Source organism: Rhodoferax sp. AJA081-3 (assembly GCF_017798165.1).
Lineage (GTDB): Bacteria > Pseudomonadota > Gammaproteobacteria > Burkholderiales > Burkholderiaceae_C > Allorhodoferax.
Window position 1 is genome coordinate 793,686 of sequence record NZ_CP059068.1, and the last position, 17,037, is coordinate 810,722.

The following is a 17,037-nucleotide window of genomic DNA, read 5'->3' on the forward strand; positions in this document are numbered from 1 at the left end:
AATCAGGCTTTGCGGGGGGCGGTCTTCTTGGCGGCGACCTTTTTAGCCGCGGGTTTGGCAGCAGGTTTGCCCACCACGGTGCGTTTGGCAGAAACCGGTACCTTCTTGGCGGCAACTTTCTTGGCAGGAGCGGCAGCGCCGGCCGGGGCCGGTTTGGCACTTGTCTTGCGGGCGGGTGCCTTGGCGGCCTTGTCTGCGTCTTTCTTCAACTGCGCCTTGGACGGGAAGGCCTCGGCCACACCCTTCTTGGCCGCATTGGAACGCCTCAAAGTCGGCTCCACCTTGGGAGCTGCCTTGGCGGCGGGTTTGGCACTTTCGGCCATGGCCGGTTTGGCTGAGCCCAGCTTGAGACGCACGGGCTTTTCGCCCCACAGCTCTTCGAGGTTGTAATACGTGCGGAACGTGGGCTGCATGATGTGCACCACGGCTTGGCCGCAATCCACAATAATCCACTCACCGTTGTCTTCACCTTCTATGCGGGGCTTGGCAAAACCCGCTTCGCGCACGGCATCGCGCACGCTGGCGGCCAGACCCTTGGTTTGCCGATTGGATGTACCCGATGCCACGATGACCCGTTCGAACAATGAGGACAAGTGCTCCGTGTCAAACACCTGGATGTCCTGGGCTTTGACGTCTTCCAGACCATCGACGATGGCGCGTTGGAGCTTGGTAATGTCTTTTTTGGCAACGGTAGATGTATTCATCAGGCAGTTCGGTAAAGGTGGTGTTGGGCAATATAACGCGCAACGGGATCAAAAACCAGTGGGGCATCGGCTTGGCCGTGGGCCAAACGCAAGCGGATATCGGTGGAACTGACCTCCATGGGAGGCATTTCAAGGCGCCGCAAGCCTGGAATTCCGGGGGGCAATGGACTAAATATGCCCTCAGCCCTCGTGAAATCGGCGCGTTCAGCTACACATATTGTAGCGATTTCAGGAATCTCGCCGATTCGGTGCCACGAAGCCAGTGCCTGTGCCTGGTCTTCACCCAGTACCAGAAAGAACTGGGCCAGTGGAAATTCGGTGCGCAATTCCAACAAAGTGTCCGCCGTATAGCTGGGGCCGGTGCGCAATGTTTCGCGCGGGTCCACGACCACACAGTCCAGTTCGGCAAAGGCCAGGTGGGCCATCTCCAGCCGATGGACCGCGGGCGTCAACGGTCGGCTTTTGTGCCAGGCCTCACCGGTGGGTATGACAAACAACACGTCCAGCCGCAGTTGTTCGATGGCCGTCCGGGCCAAGGCTACATGGGCGATATGGGGCGGATCAAACGCGCCGCCAAATACGCCAATGCGGCGCGGCAATGCTGCTGCCACGTTTAAACCAACCAGTCTCGCCGGGGCAAGAAGTCTGTGTACAGCGCAGCCTCGGGCGATCCGGCATCCGGCACCGCCTGGTACGCCCAACTGGCCAAGGGGGGCATGGACAACAAAATGGATTCGGTACGACCGCCGGACTGCAGACCAAAGTGTGTCCCCCGGTCCCAGACCAGGTTGAACTCCACATAACGACCGCGGCGGTACAGCTGGAAATTGCGCTCGCGCTCGCCGTAGACCGTGTCCTTGCGGCGCTCGGCGATAGGCATGTAGGCCGTCAGGAAAGCATCGCCCACGGCTTGCATCAGCGCAAAACCCTTGTCAAAACCGCCTTCGGCAAAGTCGTCATAAAAGATGCCGCCTATGCCGCGTTGCTCGTCGCGGTGCTTCAGGTAGAAATACTCGTCACACCATTGCTTGAAATCCGGGTACTTGTCGGCGCCAAAGGGCTGGACCGCATCGCGGCAGGTGGTGTGGAAGTGCACCGCGTCTTCTGCAAAACCGTAAAACGGTGTCAAATCCATGCCGCCACCAAACCAGCACACAGCTTCTTGCCCCGGGTGACCGGCGGAAATCATGCGCACATTCATGTGCACGGTGGGCACATAGGGGTTGCGGGGGTGGAACACCAGGGACACCCCCATAGCCTCAAACGGCGCACCCGCCAATTCGGGCCGGTGCTGGGTTGCCGACGGCGGCAGCTTGGGGCCACACACATGCGAGAAGCCGCAGCCGGCGCGCTCAAACACCGCGCCGCCTTCCAGGATGCGGGTGATGCCATTACCTTGCAAGGGTTCGCCAGGGGCTTTCTCCCAGGCATCTGACACAAAAGTCTGCGTGCCACCGTCCATGGCCGCCACGGCCCCAGTGATGCGTTCCTGCAAGCCCGTCAGATAGGCCCGCACCTGCGCCACCCGTGTGTCACTCATCGGCCAGCCTTGCCGTCTGCGCCCGGCTTGATGGCCCGGTGGCCAATGTCCTGGCGGTACTGCATGCCATCGAACCGAATGCCCGGTATCGCGTCGTAGGCGACCTGGCGGGCCGCCTTGGCGTTTTCGGCCAAGGCCGTCACACACAACACGCGGCCACCGCTGGTGACGGTGGCGCCATCACAGGCCTCGGTTCCGGCGTGGAAGACCATGCATGTCTCCTGTGGAGCGGGCAAACCGTGGATGACATCCCCCTTGCGCGGTGTACTGGGATAACCAAAGGCAGCCAGCACCACGCCCAACGCCGTGCGGCGGTCCCAATCCAGTTCCATATTGGCCAGGCCACCGTGCTCGGTGGCGGCCAACAGCACGTCCACAAAATCGGTCTTGAGGCGCATCAGAATCGGCTGCGTCTCGGGGTCACCCATGCGGCAATTGAATTCCAGCGTCTTGACCTGGCCCTGCGGGTCAATCATCAAACCGGCGTACAAAAAGCCGGTGTAGGGGATGCCGTCCTGCTCCATGCCCTTGAGCGTTGGCAAGATGATCTCGCGCATGGCGCGGGCGTGGACCTGGGGCGTGACCACGGGTGCAGGTGAATAGGCGCCCATGCCGCCGGTGTTGGGGCCTTGGTCGTCGTCCAGCAGGCGCTTGTGGTCCTGGCTGGTGGCCAGCGCCACCACGTCCTTGCCATCACACAGCACCATGAAGCTGGCTTCTTCGCCTTCCAGGAATTCTTCGATGACAACACGTGGCACAGCCTGGCCGCCCTCACCCGCGTTGTGCACCACGCCCAGTTTGTTGTCCAGCAGCATGAAGTCAATCGCAGCGTGGGCCTCGTCAAGCGTCAGGGCCACCACCACACCCTTGCCTGCGGCCAAACCATCGGCCTTGACCACGATGGGTGCGCCCATGCGGTCCACATAGGCGTGGGCGGCCTTCGGGTCGGTAAAGGCTTCATACGCTGCGGTGGGAATGTTGTGCCGCTGCATAAAGGCTTTGGAGAAAGCCTTGGAACTCTCCAGCTGCGCGGCGGCCTTTGTGGGGCCAAAAATCCGCAGGCCGTGGGCGCGGAATTCATCCACCACACCAGCTGCCAACGGGCCTTCCGGGCCGACCACCGTCAAACCAATCTTGTTCTCCTGCGCCCATTCGCGCAGCGCCACCACATCGGTAATGGGCACGTTTTTCAGGCGGCTGTCCAGCGCAGTGCCACCGTTGCCAGGCGCCACGTAGACCATTTGGACCTTGTCGGACTCTGCCAACTTCCAGGCCATGGCGTGCTCGCGGCCGCCTCCCCCGATCACCAGAACATTCATGTGGGCTCCCTATCCGCCGTCACCCGGCAGTTGCAGTTGTTGTTTTTCATAAAGCGGCGTTGTGGAAAATTTCTTGCGTGTCGTCCAGGTCTTCCAGCACGTCCAGCAGTTTTTGCATACGCACGGCGTCATCGCCGCTCAGCTCAATCGTGTTTTCGGCCCGCATGGTGACGCCTGAAATCTCGGCCACCAAGCCTGCGGCTTCCAGCGCCTGTTTGACGGCTTCGTAGTCGGCAAAGGCGGTCAGCACTTCGATGGCGCCATCGTCATCGGTGATGACGTCTTCAGCACCGGCCTCCAGCGCCACTTCCATGATCTTGTCTTCGCTGGTGCCGGGCGCAAAAATCAGCTGGCCGCAGTGTTTGAACTGGAACACCACCGAACCCTCGGTGCCCATATTGCCGCCGTGTTTGCTGAAGGCGTGGCGCACTTCAGCCACGGTGCGTACCTTGTTGTCGGTCATGGTGTCTACGATGATGGCCGCGCCACCGATACCATAACCCTCGTAACGGATTTCTTCGTAGACGATGCCTTCCAATGTGCCGGTGGCCTTGGCAATGCCGTATTTCACGTTTTCGGCGGGCATATTGGCCGCCTTGCCCTTTTCCACAGCCAGGCGCAGGCGTGGGTTGCTGCCCAGATCGCCCCCGCCCATGCGGGCTGCGACCATGATTTCACGCATCACACGGGTCCAGACGCGCTGTCGCTTCTCATCCTGGCGCCCCTTGCGGTGCTGAATATTGGCCCATTTGCTGTGTCCTGCCACGTGAAATCCTTAGAAAAATCGTTACGCTACAGGCTCAATTGTACTTTTTGAGATTCCACCCATGGCCGCTCCAGACGACACCAGCATCCTGATTGCACAGCATGGAGAAACCCAATGCTGTCTGCTACCGAACAAAGCCAACCGCCACGGGCTGATCACCGGCGCCACCGGCACCGGCAAAACCATCACGCTGCAGACCATGGCCGAGGGCTTTTCACGCATGGGGGTGCCGGTGTTCATGGCCGATATCAAGGGCGACCTGACCGGCATCTCGCAGACTGGCAGCCCCAGCCCCAAGCTGTCCAAGATCATCGAAGAGCGCAAACTGCCAACACCGGCCTACCAGGCCTTCCCCACCACACTGTGGGATGTGTTTGGTGAACAGGGGCACCCGGTGCGCGCCACCGTCAGCGACCTGGGACCGCTGCTCTTGGCCCGCATGCTGAACCTGAACGAGACCCAGGCCGGTGTGCTGCAGCTGGTGTTCAAGATCGCCGATGACGACGGTTTGCTGCTGCTGGACATGAAAGACCTGCGCGCCATGTGCCAGGACGTGGGCGACAACGCCAAGGAGTACACCACCGAATACGGCAACATCAGCGCCGCCAGCATCGGCGCCATCCAGCGTGGGCTGATGCAGATCGAGAGCCAGGGCGGCGAGAAGTTCTTTGGCGAGCCTATGCTCAATATTGCCGACTTCATGCAGACCGATGCCAAGGGTCAAGGCATGGTCAATATCCTGGCTGCCGACAAGCTGATGAACGCGCCCCGGCTTTACGCCACCTTTTTGTTGTGGATGCTGAGTGAACTGTTCGAGACCCTGCCCGAGGTGGGTGACTTGGACAAACCCAAGATGGTGTTCTTCTTCGACGAGGCGCATTTGTTGTTCAACGACGCGCCCAAGGTGCTGCTGGAGCGCATCGAACTGGTGGTGCGCCTGGTGCGCAGCAAGGGCGTGGGCGTGTATTTTGTGACGCAAAACCCGCTGGACATCCCCGACACCGTGTTGGCCCAGCTGGGCAACCGCGTGCAACACGCGCTGCGCGCCTTCACACCGCGTGACCAGAAGGCCGTCAAATCCGCCGCCGACACCATGCGCGCCAAGCCGGGGCTGGATATTGGCACGGCGATTACGGAGCTGGCCGTGGGCGAGGCATTGGTGAGTTTTCTGGACGACAAGGGTCGCCCCTCGATTACCGAGCGTGTCTACGTGCTGCCCCCGTGCAGCCAGATTGGGCCCATCACGCCAGAGCAGCGCAAGACCCTGCTGGCTGAATCGCTGGTGGCCGGGGTGTATGAGAAGGCCGTGGACAGGGATTCCGCGTTTGAGGCGATCAAGGGGCGCACCCAGGCAAGGCAGCCTGCCGGTACGGTGCCACCTGCGCCCAACGGCGTGCCCTCACCCACCACCGGCGCGCCAGCAGGCGCGCCCGCAGCGCCCGCAGCACCTGAAAAGGGCATCCTGGACTCCATCGGCGACATGCTGGGCGGTGGCACCCGCCGCACCCGCACCAGCGTGGGTGAACAATTGGCCCGCAGCGCTGCCAGCTCCATTGGGCGCGAGGTGGGGCGGCAGATTATTCGGGGGGTGCTGGGTGGGATTTTTGGTGGGTCCAGGCGCTAATGCCTGCAACCATTCGCCCCACATGCCCACAGCCGGGCCACCAAGTAAGAAATACGCATTTAGCCCCCGTGGAATATAGCGATAGTGCTATCATTTTTTTCATTGAAGCGCTTTGCGTCGGCAATTAGGGGGTTCAAGAGACACCCACTGCCTGCGCCAGACCACGCAGGCGCGCCCGGTTGGTCCGGGTCCACGACATCAACTCTTCACCCGGCATGGGTTTGGCGATCAGGTACCCCTGGGCAATGTCACAGCCCAGGCTGCGCACCAAGTTCCAGTCTTCGACTGTCTCCACGCCTTCGGCCACCGTGCTCACGCCCAGGCTGCGGCCCATCTCCAGGGAACTGCTCAGAATGGCGCGGCGGTTGGAGCGTTCACTGGCGCCATTGACAAATATCCGGTCAATCTTCAACTCTGTGAACGGGCTGCGCGACAGGGTCTGCATGGACGAATACCCAATGCCAAAGTCATCCATGGACAGGCCAAAACCCTTGAGCCCCAGCCGTGCAAGATTGGCCAGGGCCTGTGGATTCATGACCATGGTTTCGGTGACCTCCCAGATCAGGGCAGAAGGCTCCACTTCGTAAACCTTTACCAGGCCCATCAGTCGGTCCACAAATCCCTGGTCGGACAAATCGTCGGCTGACAAGTTGAGTGACAAGGTCAGCGATGGCATGGACTTCTGCCACTCCACAAACACCTTCAAGGACAGCTCCACCATGACCAGCGTGAAATGGGCCATCAACGGCGTACCTTCTATGGTGCCAATGAAGGCCGCCGGTCCGAGCAGTCCGCGTTGCGGGTGGCGCCAGCGCGCCAGCGCCTCCACCCCTTTGAGCAAACCCGTCGCCATTGCAATCTTGGGCTGAAAAAAGGGCACAAACTGCCCACTGTCCAGTGCCAGTTCAATCTCTGCCAATTCCTGCATGGCGGCGGGCGCAGCTTTGACCGCGTCTGCCTGGCGGTGCCTTGCCGCTTCCAACAAGCGGGCCAGCGCCGGCCCGGTGATGGGCTTGGGCAGCGTGCCCAGCAAGTTCATGCGGGCGTTGTCGGCGCCCAGGCTTTCCACCGTTTCCAGCAGGCGGGGGTCCCGCGCGCTGGTGACGATCAGGTTTTCCACCCGGCGGCTCTCGGCCAGGTGGGTGATCAACTCGAAGCCATCCATGCCAGGCATATCGATGTCGGTGATGAGCAGGAATATTTTTTCGGTCGTCAACGTGCCTAGCAGACGCAGCGCATCCGTGCCGTCACAGGCCTCCAGTACCGTGCCAAAGCACAGGTCCTGTAGCAGGCTGACCAAATGGTTGCGTTGGACAACACTGTCCTCCACAACCATGGCGACCAGGTGGTTCACATCGTTCATAAAGATCTTTGCAATTGCTGAAGGATCTCGCGGTCAATCATGTTCAGTGGAACCAGCTTGTCCACAGCGCCCCGTTTGACGGCCTCTTTGGGCATGCCATAGACCACACAGCTGGCCTCGTCTTGCGCCACAGTGCGGGCACCGGCCTGGTGCATTTCCAGCAATCCGGCCGCACCGTCATCACCCATGCCGGTCATGATGATGCCCAGTGCGTTGGCACCGGCACATTTGGCCACCGAGCGGAACAGCACATCCACCGAGGGGCGATGCCGGTTGACCACCGGCCCGTCAATCACTTCCACAAAATACTGGGCACCTGCACGGCGCAGCAGCATGTGTTTGCCACCGGGTGCAATCAGTGCCCTGCCCTGTACCACGCGGTCATTGTGGGCGGCCTCTTTCACATCAATCTGGCACAGGCTGTGCAAGCGGCTGGCAAAGGCGGCCGTGAACTTTTCGGGCATGTGCTGCACGATGACAATGCCGGGCGATACCCGTGGCAAGGCTGTCAACACCTCTTCCAACGCCTGGGTGCCACCAGTCGATGTGCCTATGGCCACCACCTGCTCCGTGGTCTGGCTCATGGCGCGGGTATCGGCGGGCGACAGAATCACATCCGCCGTATTTTTTGCCTTGGGCACCAGGGCCGCGGCCTGGCTGCGTGCGGCGAGGCGGTTCACATTCGCCCCGGCGGCGGATTTGACGGCGGCGATCAGCTCCGCGGCACTGGACTGCAGAAAGGCCTTCAAATCCAGCTTGGGCTTGGTGATGGTGGTCACCGCACCGGCCGACAAGGCCTCTACCGAGGTGCGGGCACCCTTTTCTGTCAGAGTGGAGCAGATCACCACCGGTGTGGGCCGCTCGGCCATGATCTTGCGCAAGAAGGTGATGCCGTCCATGCGCGGCATTTCCACATCGAGCACGATCACATCGGGCCAGGTGGTCTTCATGCGCTCCATGGCCAGGATGGGGTCAGAGGCTGGTACCAGCACCTCCATGTCCTTGTCCTGCCGCAACAAGCCCGACAACACCTGGCGCACCACGGCCGAGTCGTCCACGATCAACACCTTGATGCTCATGCCGTAGTCTCCTTGATGCCCAGCGCAGCGGTCTGCGGGGCTCGTTCTACATAGTTCACCCAGATATCGCCTGTGCTGACATTGAACATAATCTTGCGGTAACCGTCGCCAAACAGGCTCTCCGAGATGATGGGAATGTTGTGCGCCAACAGCAGATTGCGGGCAGCTTCGCCATTGCGCCGGCCAACATCCGGCAGACCAGGACTTTTGGTACGGTCAAACATGGCGCCACCACCAAAGACCTTGGCTAGACACTCTGTAGGGTCCACGCCTTTCGCACGCAGCTTGCACAGCATGAGCTGCAAGGCATCGTCGCTGTAACGGGCGTTGCGCACCCCATCCGAGCTGGTACCGCTCAGTACAAAGTGCGACATGGCGCCCACCAACGCTTGGGGGTGCCACAAGGTTATGGATACGCAGGAACCCAGCAAAGTGCTGATGCGGCAGCGTGCGTCACCCACGTGGTAATCCCCGGGCATCAGGAATACGTTGGCAACACGGTTTGGCATGGTGGGGCCTACGGCTTGGTATAGATGGACGGCGCCACCGGGCGCAGGTCGGTCCTGGTATCGTTCAGCGTCTCGGAATGGCCCACCAGAAGGTGCCCCCCCGGCTTCAGATGCTGCGCCAGGCGCTGCGCCACACCTTGCTTAGTCTCGCTGCTGAAATAGATCATCACATTGCGCACAAAGATCAGGTCAAACTGCCCCAGGTTGGGCAAGGGCCTGTCCAGGTTCACCTGCATGAACCGCACCCGGTCGCGCAGACTGCGTTGAATCAGCAGCGTACCCGCCTGCGGGCCTGTGCCCTTGAGGCAAAAGCGCTTCAGGTAGTCGGGCGGTATGTGGGTGGTGCGTCCCTCCGGGTAATGGCCAAAACTGGCGTGGCGCAAGACCCGCGCACTGATGTCGGAACCAAACAGTTCCCAGGGCCGGTTCTCCATGCAATCGGCCAGCACCATGGCAATGCTGTAGACCTCTTCTCCACTGGAGCAGGCGGCACTCCAGACACGCAGGGGCCGGTTGGCGGCCGCTGCTTCCATGACCAACTTGCGCAGCAGGTCAAAGTGTTTGGGTTCGCGGAAGAAGTAGGTTTCGTTGGTGGTCAGCAAATCGATGGCGATCTGCACCTCGGCCGGATCGCGCTTGCTGCTCAACAGGGACAGATACTCGGTATAGGTGCTCAGGCCATGGTGTTGCAGGCGCTTGGACAGGCGCCCGGTAACCAGTGCTTTCTTCGTGGAGGCAAGCGTGATGCCCGCCTCGTCAAAAATAAAGCTCTGGTATTTGGCGAATTCGTGGTCTTTGATGTCAATCATGGCAATTCGCCGCACCGGGCGTTTGTAGGGTCAATGGGTGCCCTGATCGGCAGCAGACTCCGGCGCCAATATTCCCTGCAGGTTGGTCAACTGGCTGATCGACAACACCTGCTGGATATTGAGCAGAATCACAAACTTTCCGTTGACCTTGCCCATGCCAGCAATCAGGTCCGGGGCTATCTTCATGCCAAAGCTGGGCGCAGGCTCTACGTCCCCGGGTGCAATTTCCTGCACGGCGTTGACGGAATCCACCACTACACCAATAACATGTTGTTCGCCGTCGTGCTCAAGCTCCACAATCACAATGCAGGTGCGCTTGGTGATCTCGCTGGAGGGTTGTCCAAAACGGGTGGCAAGGTCCATGACGGGCACCACGGCGCCACGCAGGTTGATCACGCCGCGTATGGCGCCAGGCATCATCGGCACGGTGGTCAGGCCGCCGTACTCGATGATTTCCTTGATGGACAAAATGCCGATGGCGTAGATCTCACCACCCAGCATAAAGGTCAGGTACTGGGTGGGCTCCTGCGGCAAGCTAGTGGTGGCCGCAGCCGCCACCAGACTTCTGCCGCCAGTCTGTACGAGTGAAGTCATAGGATCATTCCTGGGGACAAGGTCTCAGTACTTGACGAAGTGGGCTTCGTCAGGCTCCGCGTCCGTAAAACCGGAGCGCACCTGGCTGGGTTTGGCTGCTTTTCCGTCCTTGCGCGACGCTGTGCTGCGGGTAGCCGTTGTGGATGGTTTGCGCACACCCACCGTGTTGCCCTGGTTGCCTTGGGTGACACGGAAGAAGGAAATAGTGGACTGCAGCGATTCAGCCTGGCTGGTCATTTCTTCAGCGGTGGCAGCCAACTCTTCAGAACCGGCAGCGTTTTGCTGCGTAGTCTGGCTCAGCTGGCCAACGGCAGCATTGATCTGCGACACACCGGCCGACTGCTCTTCCGATGCAGCCGTGATCTCTTGCACCAGGTCCGATGTCTTCTTGATATTGGGCACCATCTCGTCCAGCAAGGAGCCCGCACGCTCGGCCAGTTGCACACTGCTGTCGGCCACTTCACCAATCTCTTGGGCGGCCACCTGGCTGCGTTCTGCCAGCTTGCGCACTTCGGCGGCGACCACGGCAAAACCCTTGCCATGTTCGCCGGCACGGGCCGCTTCAATGGCGGCATTCAGCGCCAGCAGATTCGTCTGGTAGGCGATGTCGTCGATGATGACAATCTTCTTGGCGATTTGTTTCATGGCCGCCACGGTGGATTTCACCGCTTCACCACCTTCAGTCGCCTCGCTGGCGGCCTTGCTGGCCATGGCGTCAGTCACCTTGGCGTTCTCGGTGTTCTGGGCAATGGAAGCAGTCATTTGCTCGACCGATGCACTGGTTTCTTCCACACCGGCTGCCTGCTCGGTGCTGGCCTGCGACAGGGATTGCGCTGTGGCACTGATCTGTTCGGCCGCGCCCGTGAGGCCGGCTGCACCGGAGGACACCTCGGCCACCACCTGCGATAGTTTGTCCACCATGGCTTTCATGCTGGCCAACAGGCTGGTGTTGTCGTTGGGTTTGAGGTCGATCCGCACAGTGAGATCACCGGCGGCCACTTGCTCCACGATGTCGGCAGCATAGGCGGGGTCGCCGCCCAGTTGTTTCATGATGGCGCTCAGAATAAAGACACCAAGCAACACAAGGGCAACAAACGAGACACCGGAAACCGTGTACATCAACTTAAGAGAGCGGGCAGCCGACTCTTCAGCACTCTTCACCGCTTCATCACCGTATTTCACGTTCATCTGAACCAGTTTGTCCAGACTGGCTTCGGCCGGGGCGAACAGCGTGCGGCTATCGACCAACGCCGTGTGGTGTTGGCTAAACATCTCCTTGCGACGTGCGTCAGTGTCTGCCTTCATCACATCTTTGGCGAGATCGGTCAGCTTGTCATCACTCTTTTTCCAAGCATCCCACTCCTTGACGAACTGTTTCCATACATCCGCTTCTTCAGGCGTCTGTGGCAATGGCTCATAGAGCTTGAATCCATCGTCGACACGTTTCCAGGCGTCTGTCTTTTCTTTGAGAAACATCTCAATATCTTTGTATTCCTCCAGACGGGCTGCCTTGCTGTCAATACCACGGGACGACGACCGGATGGCAGACTGCGCCTCATTCACAATCTGCAGCGCCAAGACCGAGGGCATGCGGTTCTTGCCAACTTCCGCAAGCTGTTCGGCGTCCGATTTCAATCCCGAGAATGCGATGAGCATGACCGCCAACAGGGCCGCGATGGCCACCGCAAGCAGGGTGATGATTTTTGCTTTGAGCGAAATATTGGAGAACATACAACTCCCTCCGGTTAAATGGGGAAAAATTTCCCTGAATACGTGAATGAATGCACTAAATAACTCGAAAATTTGGTGGACTACGTCAACATGCGTTGCTCCACCGATCGGTTGTCCATATCCTTGAAGACCGAAGGAACATCCAGAATGAGGGCCACCTCACCGCTGCCCAAGATGGTGGAGCCGCTGATGCACTTGACCTGCTGGAACACCCGGCTAAGGGGCTTGATGACGGTCTGGAATTCGCCCAGCAGGTTGTCCACAACCATGCCAAACTTTTGTCCCGCATGTTTGAGCACCACCACGCTCTCGCGCCGCGGCGCGGGCGCCTCGATGCTGAAGAACTGGCGCAGCCGCACCAGCGGCAGCACCTGGCCGCGCAGGTTGCAGTAGTCATGGCCGCCCTCGGCTGAGAACTCCACACACTCGTCAATCATGTCCAGCGGCACCACAAACACGGCCTTGCCCACGCCGACCAAGAATCCGTCGATGATGGCCAGCGTCAGTGGCAGGCGCACGCTGACGGTGGTGCCCACACCTTCTTCGCTGTGCAGGCTGATGGTGCCCCGCAGCGAGGTGATGTTGCGTTTGACCACATCCATGCCCACACCACGGCCCGACAGGTTGGTGATCTGGTCCGCCGTCGAAAAGCCAGGCTCAAAAATCAGGTCAAAGATTTCCTTGTCGGAGAGGCGTTGGTCGGCATCGATCAGTCCCCGCTCCAGTGCCTTGGCCAGGATGCGGTCTTTCTTGAGACCACCACCGTCGTCCGACACTTCGATGACAATGCTGCCGGAGTCGTGGAATGCGTTGAGGCGTATGCTGCCCTTGACCGATTTGCCCCGTTGCTGGCGTAGGTCGGCTGGCTCGATGCCATGGTCCATGGCATTGCGCACCAGGTGCATCAGGGGGTCGCCGATCTTCTCCACCACGGTCTTGTCCAGCTCGGTCTCTTCACCGCTGATCTGCAGGCCAATATCCTTGCCAATCTCGCGCGACACGTCGTAAACCACACGTTGGAAGCGGGTGAAGGTGGCGCCGATCTTGACCATGCGCAGTTGCAGTGCGCTGTCACGCACCTCCTGCACCAGGCCGGACAGGCGCGAGGTACTTTCCTGTAACTCCGGCATCTGCGACCGGCGGGCCAGCAGGTTGGAGGTGGCGCCTTCGATGATGAGTTCACCCACCAGGTTGATCAGCTGGTCCAGCTTGTCGGCGTCGATACGGATGGAGCGGTTCTCGCTGGACTTGCTGTCACCCGTCTTCTGTTTGTCAGTTATCTGCTTTTGCTTGGCCAGGGCCGCCTCCACCAAGGAAGGCTCCACCGCGTTTTGCTCCACCAGGATGTCACCCAGCTTAGGCAGATCCGCGTCGCTTTGACCGCAGGTCAGTGCGTCGGCCTGTGCGTTTTGCTGGATGGCCAGGGCTTCGGCCAACTCGCGCCGGGTAATGCTGCCACACAGAACCAAAATATCGCCCAGGCGTACATTGAGTTCGGGCAATTGCTGGATCAGGTCGGCATATTCCACCAGGCGGCTGTGCGGCGGGATGATGCGAATGCTGCAGTCGTCACGCACAAACTCGAACACACCCTCGATGGCGTCTTTGGTGGCATTGCTGGCAAAAGCAATCTCGAATCCCAGGTAGCAGGTCTCGGGGTCCATCGCGGTTGCCGGGGGCATGGCATCGTGCAGCGTGGCAATGCCCACAACGCGACCCAACTGGCCCAGGTAGCGGATAAAGGACAGGGGGTCCATGCCATTGCGCAATACATCAGGCCCAAAGCGCAGCGAAATGTGCCAGTTGTTGCGGGCGTCACCCGCCGCGTCGTCACGTGATATGCGTTCCAGCTGGGCCTCTGGCTCCGGTGCCGGTGCAGCCACCTCGGTGCTGGACGGCTTGAGGTACTGGCGCAACTGCGTGAGCAAGGGAACCGACACACGCTCCAGCGCTTCGCTGTTTCCGGTCTGGCCGGCGTCGACCATCTGCACCATGGTGGTCAGGTGATCGCAGCAGGACAGCAGCAGCACAACCAGGCTGTCGTCGATCTGGACCTGGCCATCGCGCACGCCATCCAGCACACTCTCGGCCACATGGGTAAAGGCAACGATATGGTCCAGACCAAAAAGTCCAGCCGAGCCCTTGATGGTATGGGCGGCGCGGAAAATGGCGTTGACAGCTTCGTCGCGGTCGGGGTTTTGCTCTATGGAGAGTAGCGCGTTCTCCATTTCCTCCAGGAGCTCGCGGCACTCGGCGATGAAGGTTTGCAGGGCGGCGTCTAGATTCATGCTGTGTCCCTCAGGTGGTGCCTTCGGCCATGACCAGCTGGTCGCCAAAGAATGCGGCGACGTTGAGGATCTCAAACACCTCAAGCACTGCGGGGCTATGGGCAACCAGCCGCAATTCGCGGTTCTGGGCTTTGGCGGCCTGTTTGGCCATGATGAGGACCTGCAGACCGGCTACGTCCATTTCGGTAACGCTGGATAGGTCAATCACCAGGGTACCGGGCTCTTGTGCAAGTGCTAACAGCAACTGCTCCTTAAGCTCGGCAGCCCGGTAGATGGTCATTTCGCCTGTAATAGGGATCATGGTGCTGGCCTTTGCTGTATAGGGCTACGCCGTTAAGGCAAAACCAGTTTCTGAACTGCGTTGAGCATGACCTCGGGGCGGAAGGGTTTGACCACCCAGGCCTTGGCACCGGCGGCCTGACCCTCGGCCTTTTTGGACTCTTGCGACTCGGTGGTCAGCATGATCACGGGCGTGAACCGGTAGGCGGGCAACTGCTTGAGTGCCTTGACAAAGGTGATGCCATCCATATTGGGCATGTTGACGTCGCTGATGACCAAGTGCACCTTTTGCCCGGTTAGCTTTGCGAGTGCGTCACGCCCGTCGCAGCCCTCGATCACGTCGTAACCCGCACCCTTGAGTGCAATGCCTACAACTTGTCGCAGCGAGGCGGAATCGTCTACCACCATGATGGTCTTGGCCATGTTGTCTATCCCCTAAAAAAATGTGATTTCATCAACTGGTGCAGCAGCAACAGCAGCCTTGGGCGACGACCCCTTGTGCACGGCACGTTCGTCCGCCATCACATAGGTGCTTTCCAGCTCGGCCAGCAGGCCGGCCGCGTCCAACGGCTGCAAGGCCTGACCCTGGTGGTAGTCGTTGTGCGCTTGGTTCAACAACTCAGGCAAGCGGTCCATGTTGTGTTTGACGTGGGTCAGGATCTGGCTGATACGGTCCTGGAATTGCAGGTGCACCAGTGCCTCGCTCACTTCGCCCTGCAGGTAGTCGCGTCCACTCTTGAGGTGGTTGCTGGATTCAAGCAAGGCATCGGTAGCCTGGCGGAACTGGGCCAGCACAGTCTCAATGGCCTCCTTGGACGTGTTGACCGATTGCTCTTCCTGCACCAGCGACTGCTCGGCGGCGCCACAGGCTTCGCGGATGGTCTCGCTGATCACGCCCACCTTGCCTGCGATGCGGCGGCCGGTTTCTGCCGACAGGTTGGACAGGTTGCGCACCTCATGCGCCACCACTGCAAAGCTGCGGCCCTGCTCACCGGCTCGCGCGGCCTCGATGGCGGCATTCAGTGCCAGCAAATTGGTTTGGGCCGCGATGCGGGCCACGTCGGCCGCCATATCTTGCAACTCCACAATGAACTGCTCCAAGGCCTTGACCTTGCCCAACATAGCCTGGTTGCTGCCCATGGCCGTTTTGAGCGACTCCACGACCCCGCCCAAATTACGCTCACTGGCGGAAAACACTGCAACCAGTCCCTTATCACCACTCGCCATGGACTCTGCCGCCACATCGGACTGGCGGGCCGTCTGGTTGAGCTGGTCCACAATGCCCGAGAACCGCAGGGCCAGCTCGGATATAGCGGATTCCATCTGGCTGCGGGACGACTCGATGTGGCCCGTCCAGACCGGCAACAGATCCGCACCCAATTGGTGCAGGCCCTGTAAGTGTTCGGCAATGGCCTGTTGCATGGCGAGCTGTTTTTTGCGGCTCTGCAGGCTGATCACCCCTCCCGCAACCACCAAAGTCACCGCAATGGCGTAGGCCAACCAGTCGGTATACGCAACGCCCAACAAGGCACCTGCCGCCACGACTGCCAAAGCCAGCGGGGCAAAACCTGCCAGGCGGCCCTGGCCGGCTGCGCCCACAACAGCACCAGCAGGACCAGCTGTCATGTGTAAGGCTCTTGCATCGGACATGGGCACATCCCTTTCTTTGGATTGGATCGGTTTTGTTACTTTTCAAAACGATTAGATCGAATTTATCGGTTTAAAATGATCGTGTCAATCGTTTATATCGCTTTTGCAGAATATTTCGTAACATTGTTGACAGGCTATCGACAAGCGTATGCTGCAAGCACATAATCGATTAAACCGACCAAATAGATTTATTCCCATGGACGAGACACAGGATGACAAACCCTACTTGACCCCCGCTGAGGTGGCCAAGCGGATGATGGTTTCCCCCATCACGGTGCGGGGCTGGTCCCAGCGCGGGCTGCTGGAGGCCGAGGTGACCCCTGGTGGACACCGCCGATACCACCGCGATGTGGTCGAGCGTTTTGCCCGCACCTGGAATCCAACAGGCAACAAGGGCCCTATACGTATATTGATAGTGGACGACGACCACGCCCTGGTAGGGTTTCTGTGCGAACTGCTGGGTGACCGGGATGGGCAAACCGTGCTGGAAACCGCAAACGATGGGTTTGAAGCCGGACATAAGGTGCACACCTTTGGGCCGGATGTGGTCTTGCTGGATTTGATGATGCCGGGTATCAGCGGCGTAGAGGTATGCCGCCGCATCAAAGACATTCCGGGCAACAGCCGCATCCGCATCCTGGCCATGAGCGGTTACCTGACGCCAGAAAACGAAGAGGAACTCCTGGCCGCTGGGGCCGAGCGTTGTTTTGCCAAACCGCTGGACACGGCCCAACTGCTGCTGACCCTGGGCATTCGGGACTGACTGCGCCACGCCGCGCGCC

Annotated in this window: 17 protein-coding genes; 2 read left to right on the forward strand and 15 right to left on the reverse strand. The window is 60.1% G+C overall.

Features of this window, described 5'->3' with window-relative positions:
• Positions 1–2: 2 nt before the first annotated feature.
• From rsfS to HZ993_RS03715, 5 genes are read right to left on the reverse strand one after another with little or no spacing between them, the layout of a single operon-like run.
• Positions 3–704 carry a ribosome silencing factor gene (rsfS, locus tag HZ993_RS03695; RefSeq protein WP_209395924.1) on the reverse strand — a complete coding sequence of 234 codons (702 nt, stop codon included), beginning with the start codon at positions 702–704 and terminating at the stop codon, positions 3–5.
• Positions 704–1,315: a nicotinate (nicotinamide) nucleotide adenylyltransferase gene (nadD, locus tag HZ993_RS03700; protein ID WP_209395925.1), complete on the reverse strand. Its 612-nt coding sequence runs from the start codon at positions 1,313–1,315 to the stop codon at positions 704–706. Before nadD ends, rsfS begins: the two co-directional genes overlap by 1 nt.
• A 2-nt stretch (positions 1,316–1,317) precedes the next feature.
• Positions 1,318–2,244, reverse strand: coding sequence for an oxygen-dependent coproporphyrinogen oxidase (gene hemF / locus HZ993_RS03705; protein WP_209395926.1), 927 nt, complete (start codon positions 2,242–2,244; stop codon positions 1,318–1,320).
• Positions 2,241–3,563 (reverse strand): phosphoribosylamine--glycine ligase, encoded by a 1,323-nt coding sequence (gene purD, locus HZ993_RS03710; protein WP_209395927.1) that lies wholly within the window; start codon positions 3,561–3,563, stop codon positions 2,241–2,243. Before purD ends, hemF begins: the two co-directional genes overlap by 4 nt.
• 46 nt (positions 3,564–3,609) lie before the next feature.
• Positions 3,610–4,329, reverse strand: a complete 720-nt coding sequence (locus HZ993_RS03715; RefSeq protein ID WP_209395928.1) for a YebC/PmpR family DNA-binding transcriptional regulator — start codon at positions 4,327–4,329, stop codon at positions 3,610–3,612.
• A gap of 61 nt (positions 4,330–4,390) precedes the next feature.
• Between HZ993_RS03715 and HZ993_RS03720 the strand changes: the two genes are divergently transcribed.
• Positions 4,391–5,953 (forward strand): helicase HerA-like domain-containing protein, encoded by a 1,563-nt coding sequence (locus HZ993_RS03720; RefSeq protein ID WP_209395929.1) that lies wholly within the window; start codon positions 4,391–4,393, stop codon positions 5,951–5,953.
• 133 nt (positions 5,954–6,086) lie between these two features.
• On the opposite strand, the gene HZ993_RS03725 is transcribed toward HZ993_RS03720, so the two are convergent.
• The 10 genes from HZ993_RS03725 to HZ993_RS03770 form a co-directional block, all read right to left on the reverse strand.
• Complete coding sequence (locus HZ993_RS03725; protein ID WP_209395930.1) at positions 6,087–7,316, reverse strand: EAL domain-containing protein; 1,230 nt, start codon at positions 7,314–7,316, stop codon at positions 6,087–6,089.
• Positions 7,313–8,395, reverse strand: coding sequence for a chemotaxis response regulator protein-glutamate methylesterase (locus HZ993_RS03730; RefSeq protein WP_209395931.1), 1,083 nt, complete (start codon positions 8,393–8,395; stop codon positions 7,313–7,315). Before HZ993_RS03730 ends, HZ993_RS03725 begins: the two co-directional genes overlap by 4 nt.
• On the reverse strand, positions 8,392–8,904 hold the full coding sequence (locus tag HZ993_RS03735; protein WP_209395932.1) for a chemotaxis protein CheD: 513 nt from the start codon (positions 8,902–8,904) through the stop codon (positions 8,392–8,394). The genes HZ993_RS03730 and HZ993_RS03735 overlap by 4 nt, the downstream gene beginning before the upstream one ends.
• A gap of 8 nt (positions 8,905–8,912) precedes the next feature.
• Positions 8,913–9,713, reverse strand: coding sequence for a protein-glutamate O-methyltransferase CheR (locus HZ993_RS03740; protein WP_209395933.1), 801 nt, complete (start codon positions 9,711–9,713; stop codon positions 8,913–8,915).
• 30 nt (positions 9,714–9,743) lie between these two features.
• A complete protein-coding gene (locus HZ993_RS03745; protein ID WP_209395934.1) occupies positions 9,744–10,307 on the reverse strand; it encodes a chemotaxis protein CheW in 564 nt (187 codons plus the stop codon).
• Between the two features lie 24 nt (positions 10,308–10,331).
• The gene (locus HZ993_RS03750) at positions 10,332–12,038 is read right to left on the reverse strand and encodes a methyl-accepting chemotaxis protein (protein WP_209395935.1); all 1,707 of its coding nucleotides are present in this window, start codon (positions 12,036–12,038) and stop codon (positions 10,332–10,334) included.
• 80 nt (positions 12,039–12,118) lie between these two features.
• Entirely contained in the window at positions 12,119–14,326 is a 2,208-nt protein-coding gene (locus HZ993_RS03755) for a chemotaxis protein CheA (RefSeq protein ID WP_209395936.1), read from the reverse strand.
• Positions 14,327–14,336: 10 nt separating this feature from the next.
• Positions 14,337–14,627 (reverse strand): STAS domain-containing protein, encoded by a 291-nt coding sequence (locus HZ993_RS03760; RefSeq protein WP_209395937.1) that lies wholly within the window; start codon positions 14,625–14,627, stop codon positions 14,337–14,339.
• Positions 14,628–14,659: 32 nt separating this feature from the next.
• A complete protein-coding gene (locus HZ993_RS03765; RefSeq protein WP_209395938.1) occupies positions 14,660–15,028 on the reverse strand; it encodes a response regulator in 369 nt (122 codons plus the stop codon).
• Between the two features lie 12 nt (positions 15,029–15,040).
• A complete protein-coding gene (locus HZ993_RS03770; protein WP_209395939.1) occupies positions 15,041–16,231 on the reverse strand; it encodes a methyl-accepting chemotaxis protein in 1,191 nt (396 codons plus the stop codon).
• Between the two features lie 220 nt (positions 16,232–16,451).
• Here HZ993_RS03770 and HZ993_RS03775 point away from each other — a divergent pair, with 220 nt between their 5' ends.
• On the forward strand, positions 16,452–17,018 hold the full coding sequence (locus tag HZ993_RS03775) for a response regulator (RefSeq protein ID WP_209395940.1): 567 nt from the start codon (positions 16,452–16,454) through the stop codon (positions 17,016–17,018).
• Positions 17,019–17,037: the final 19 nt, after the last annotated feature.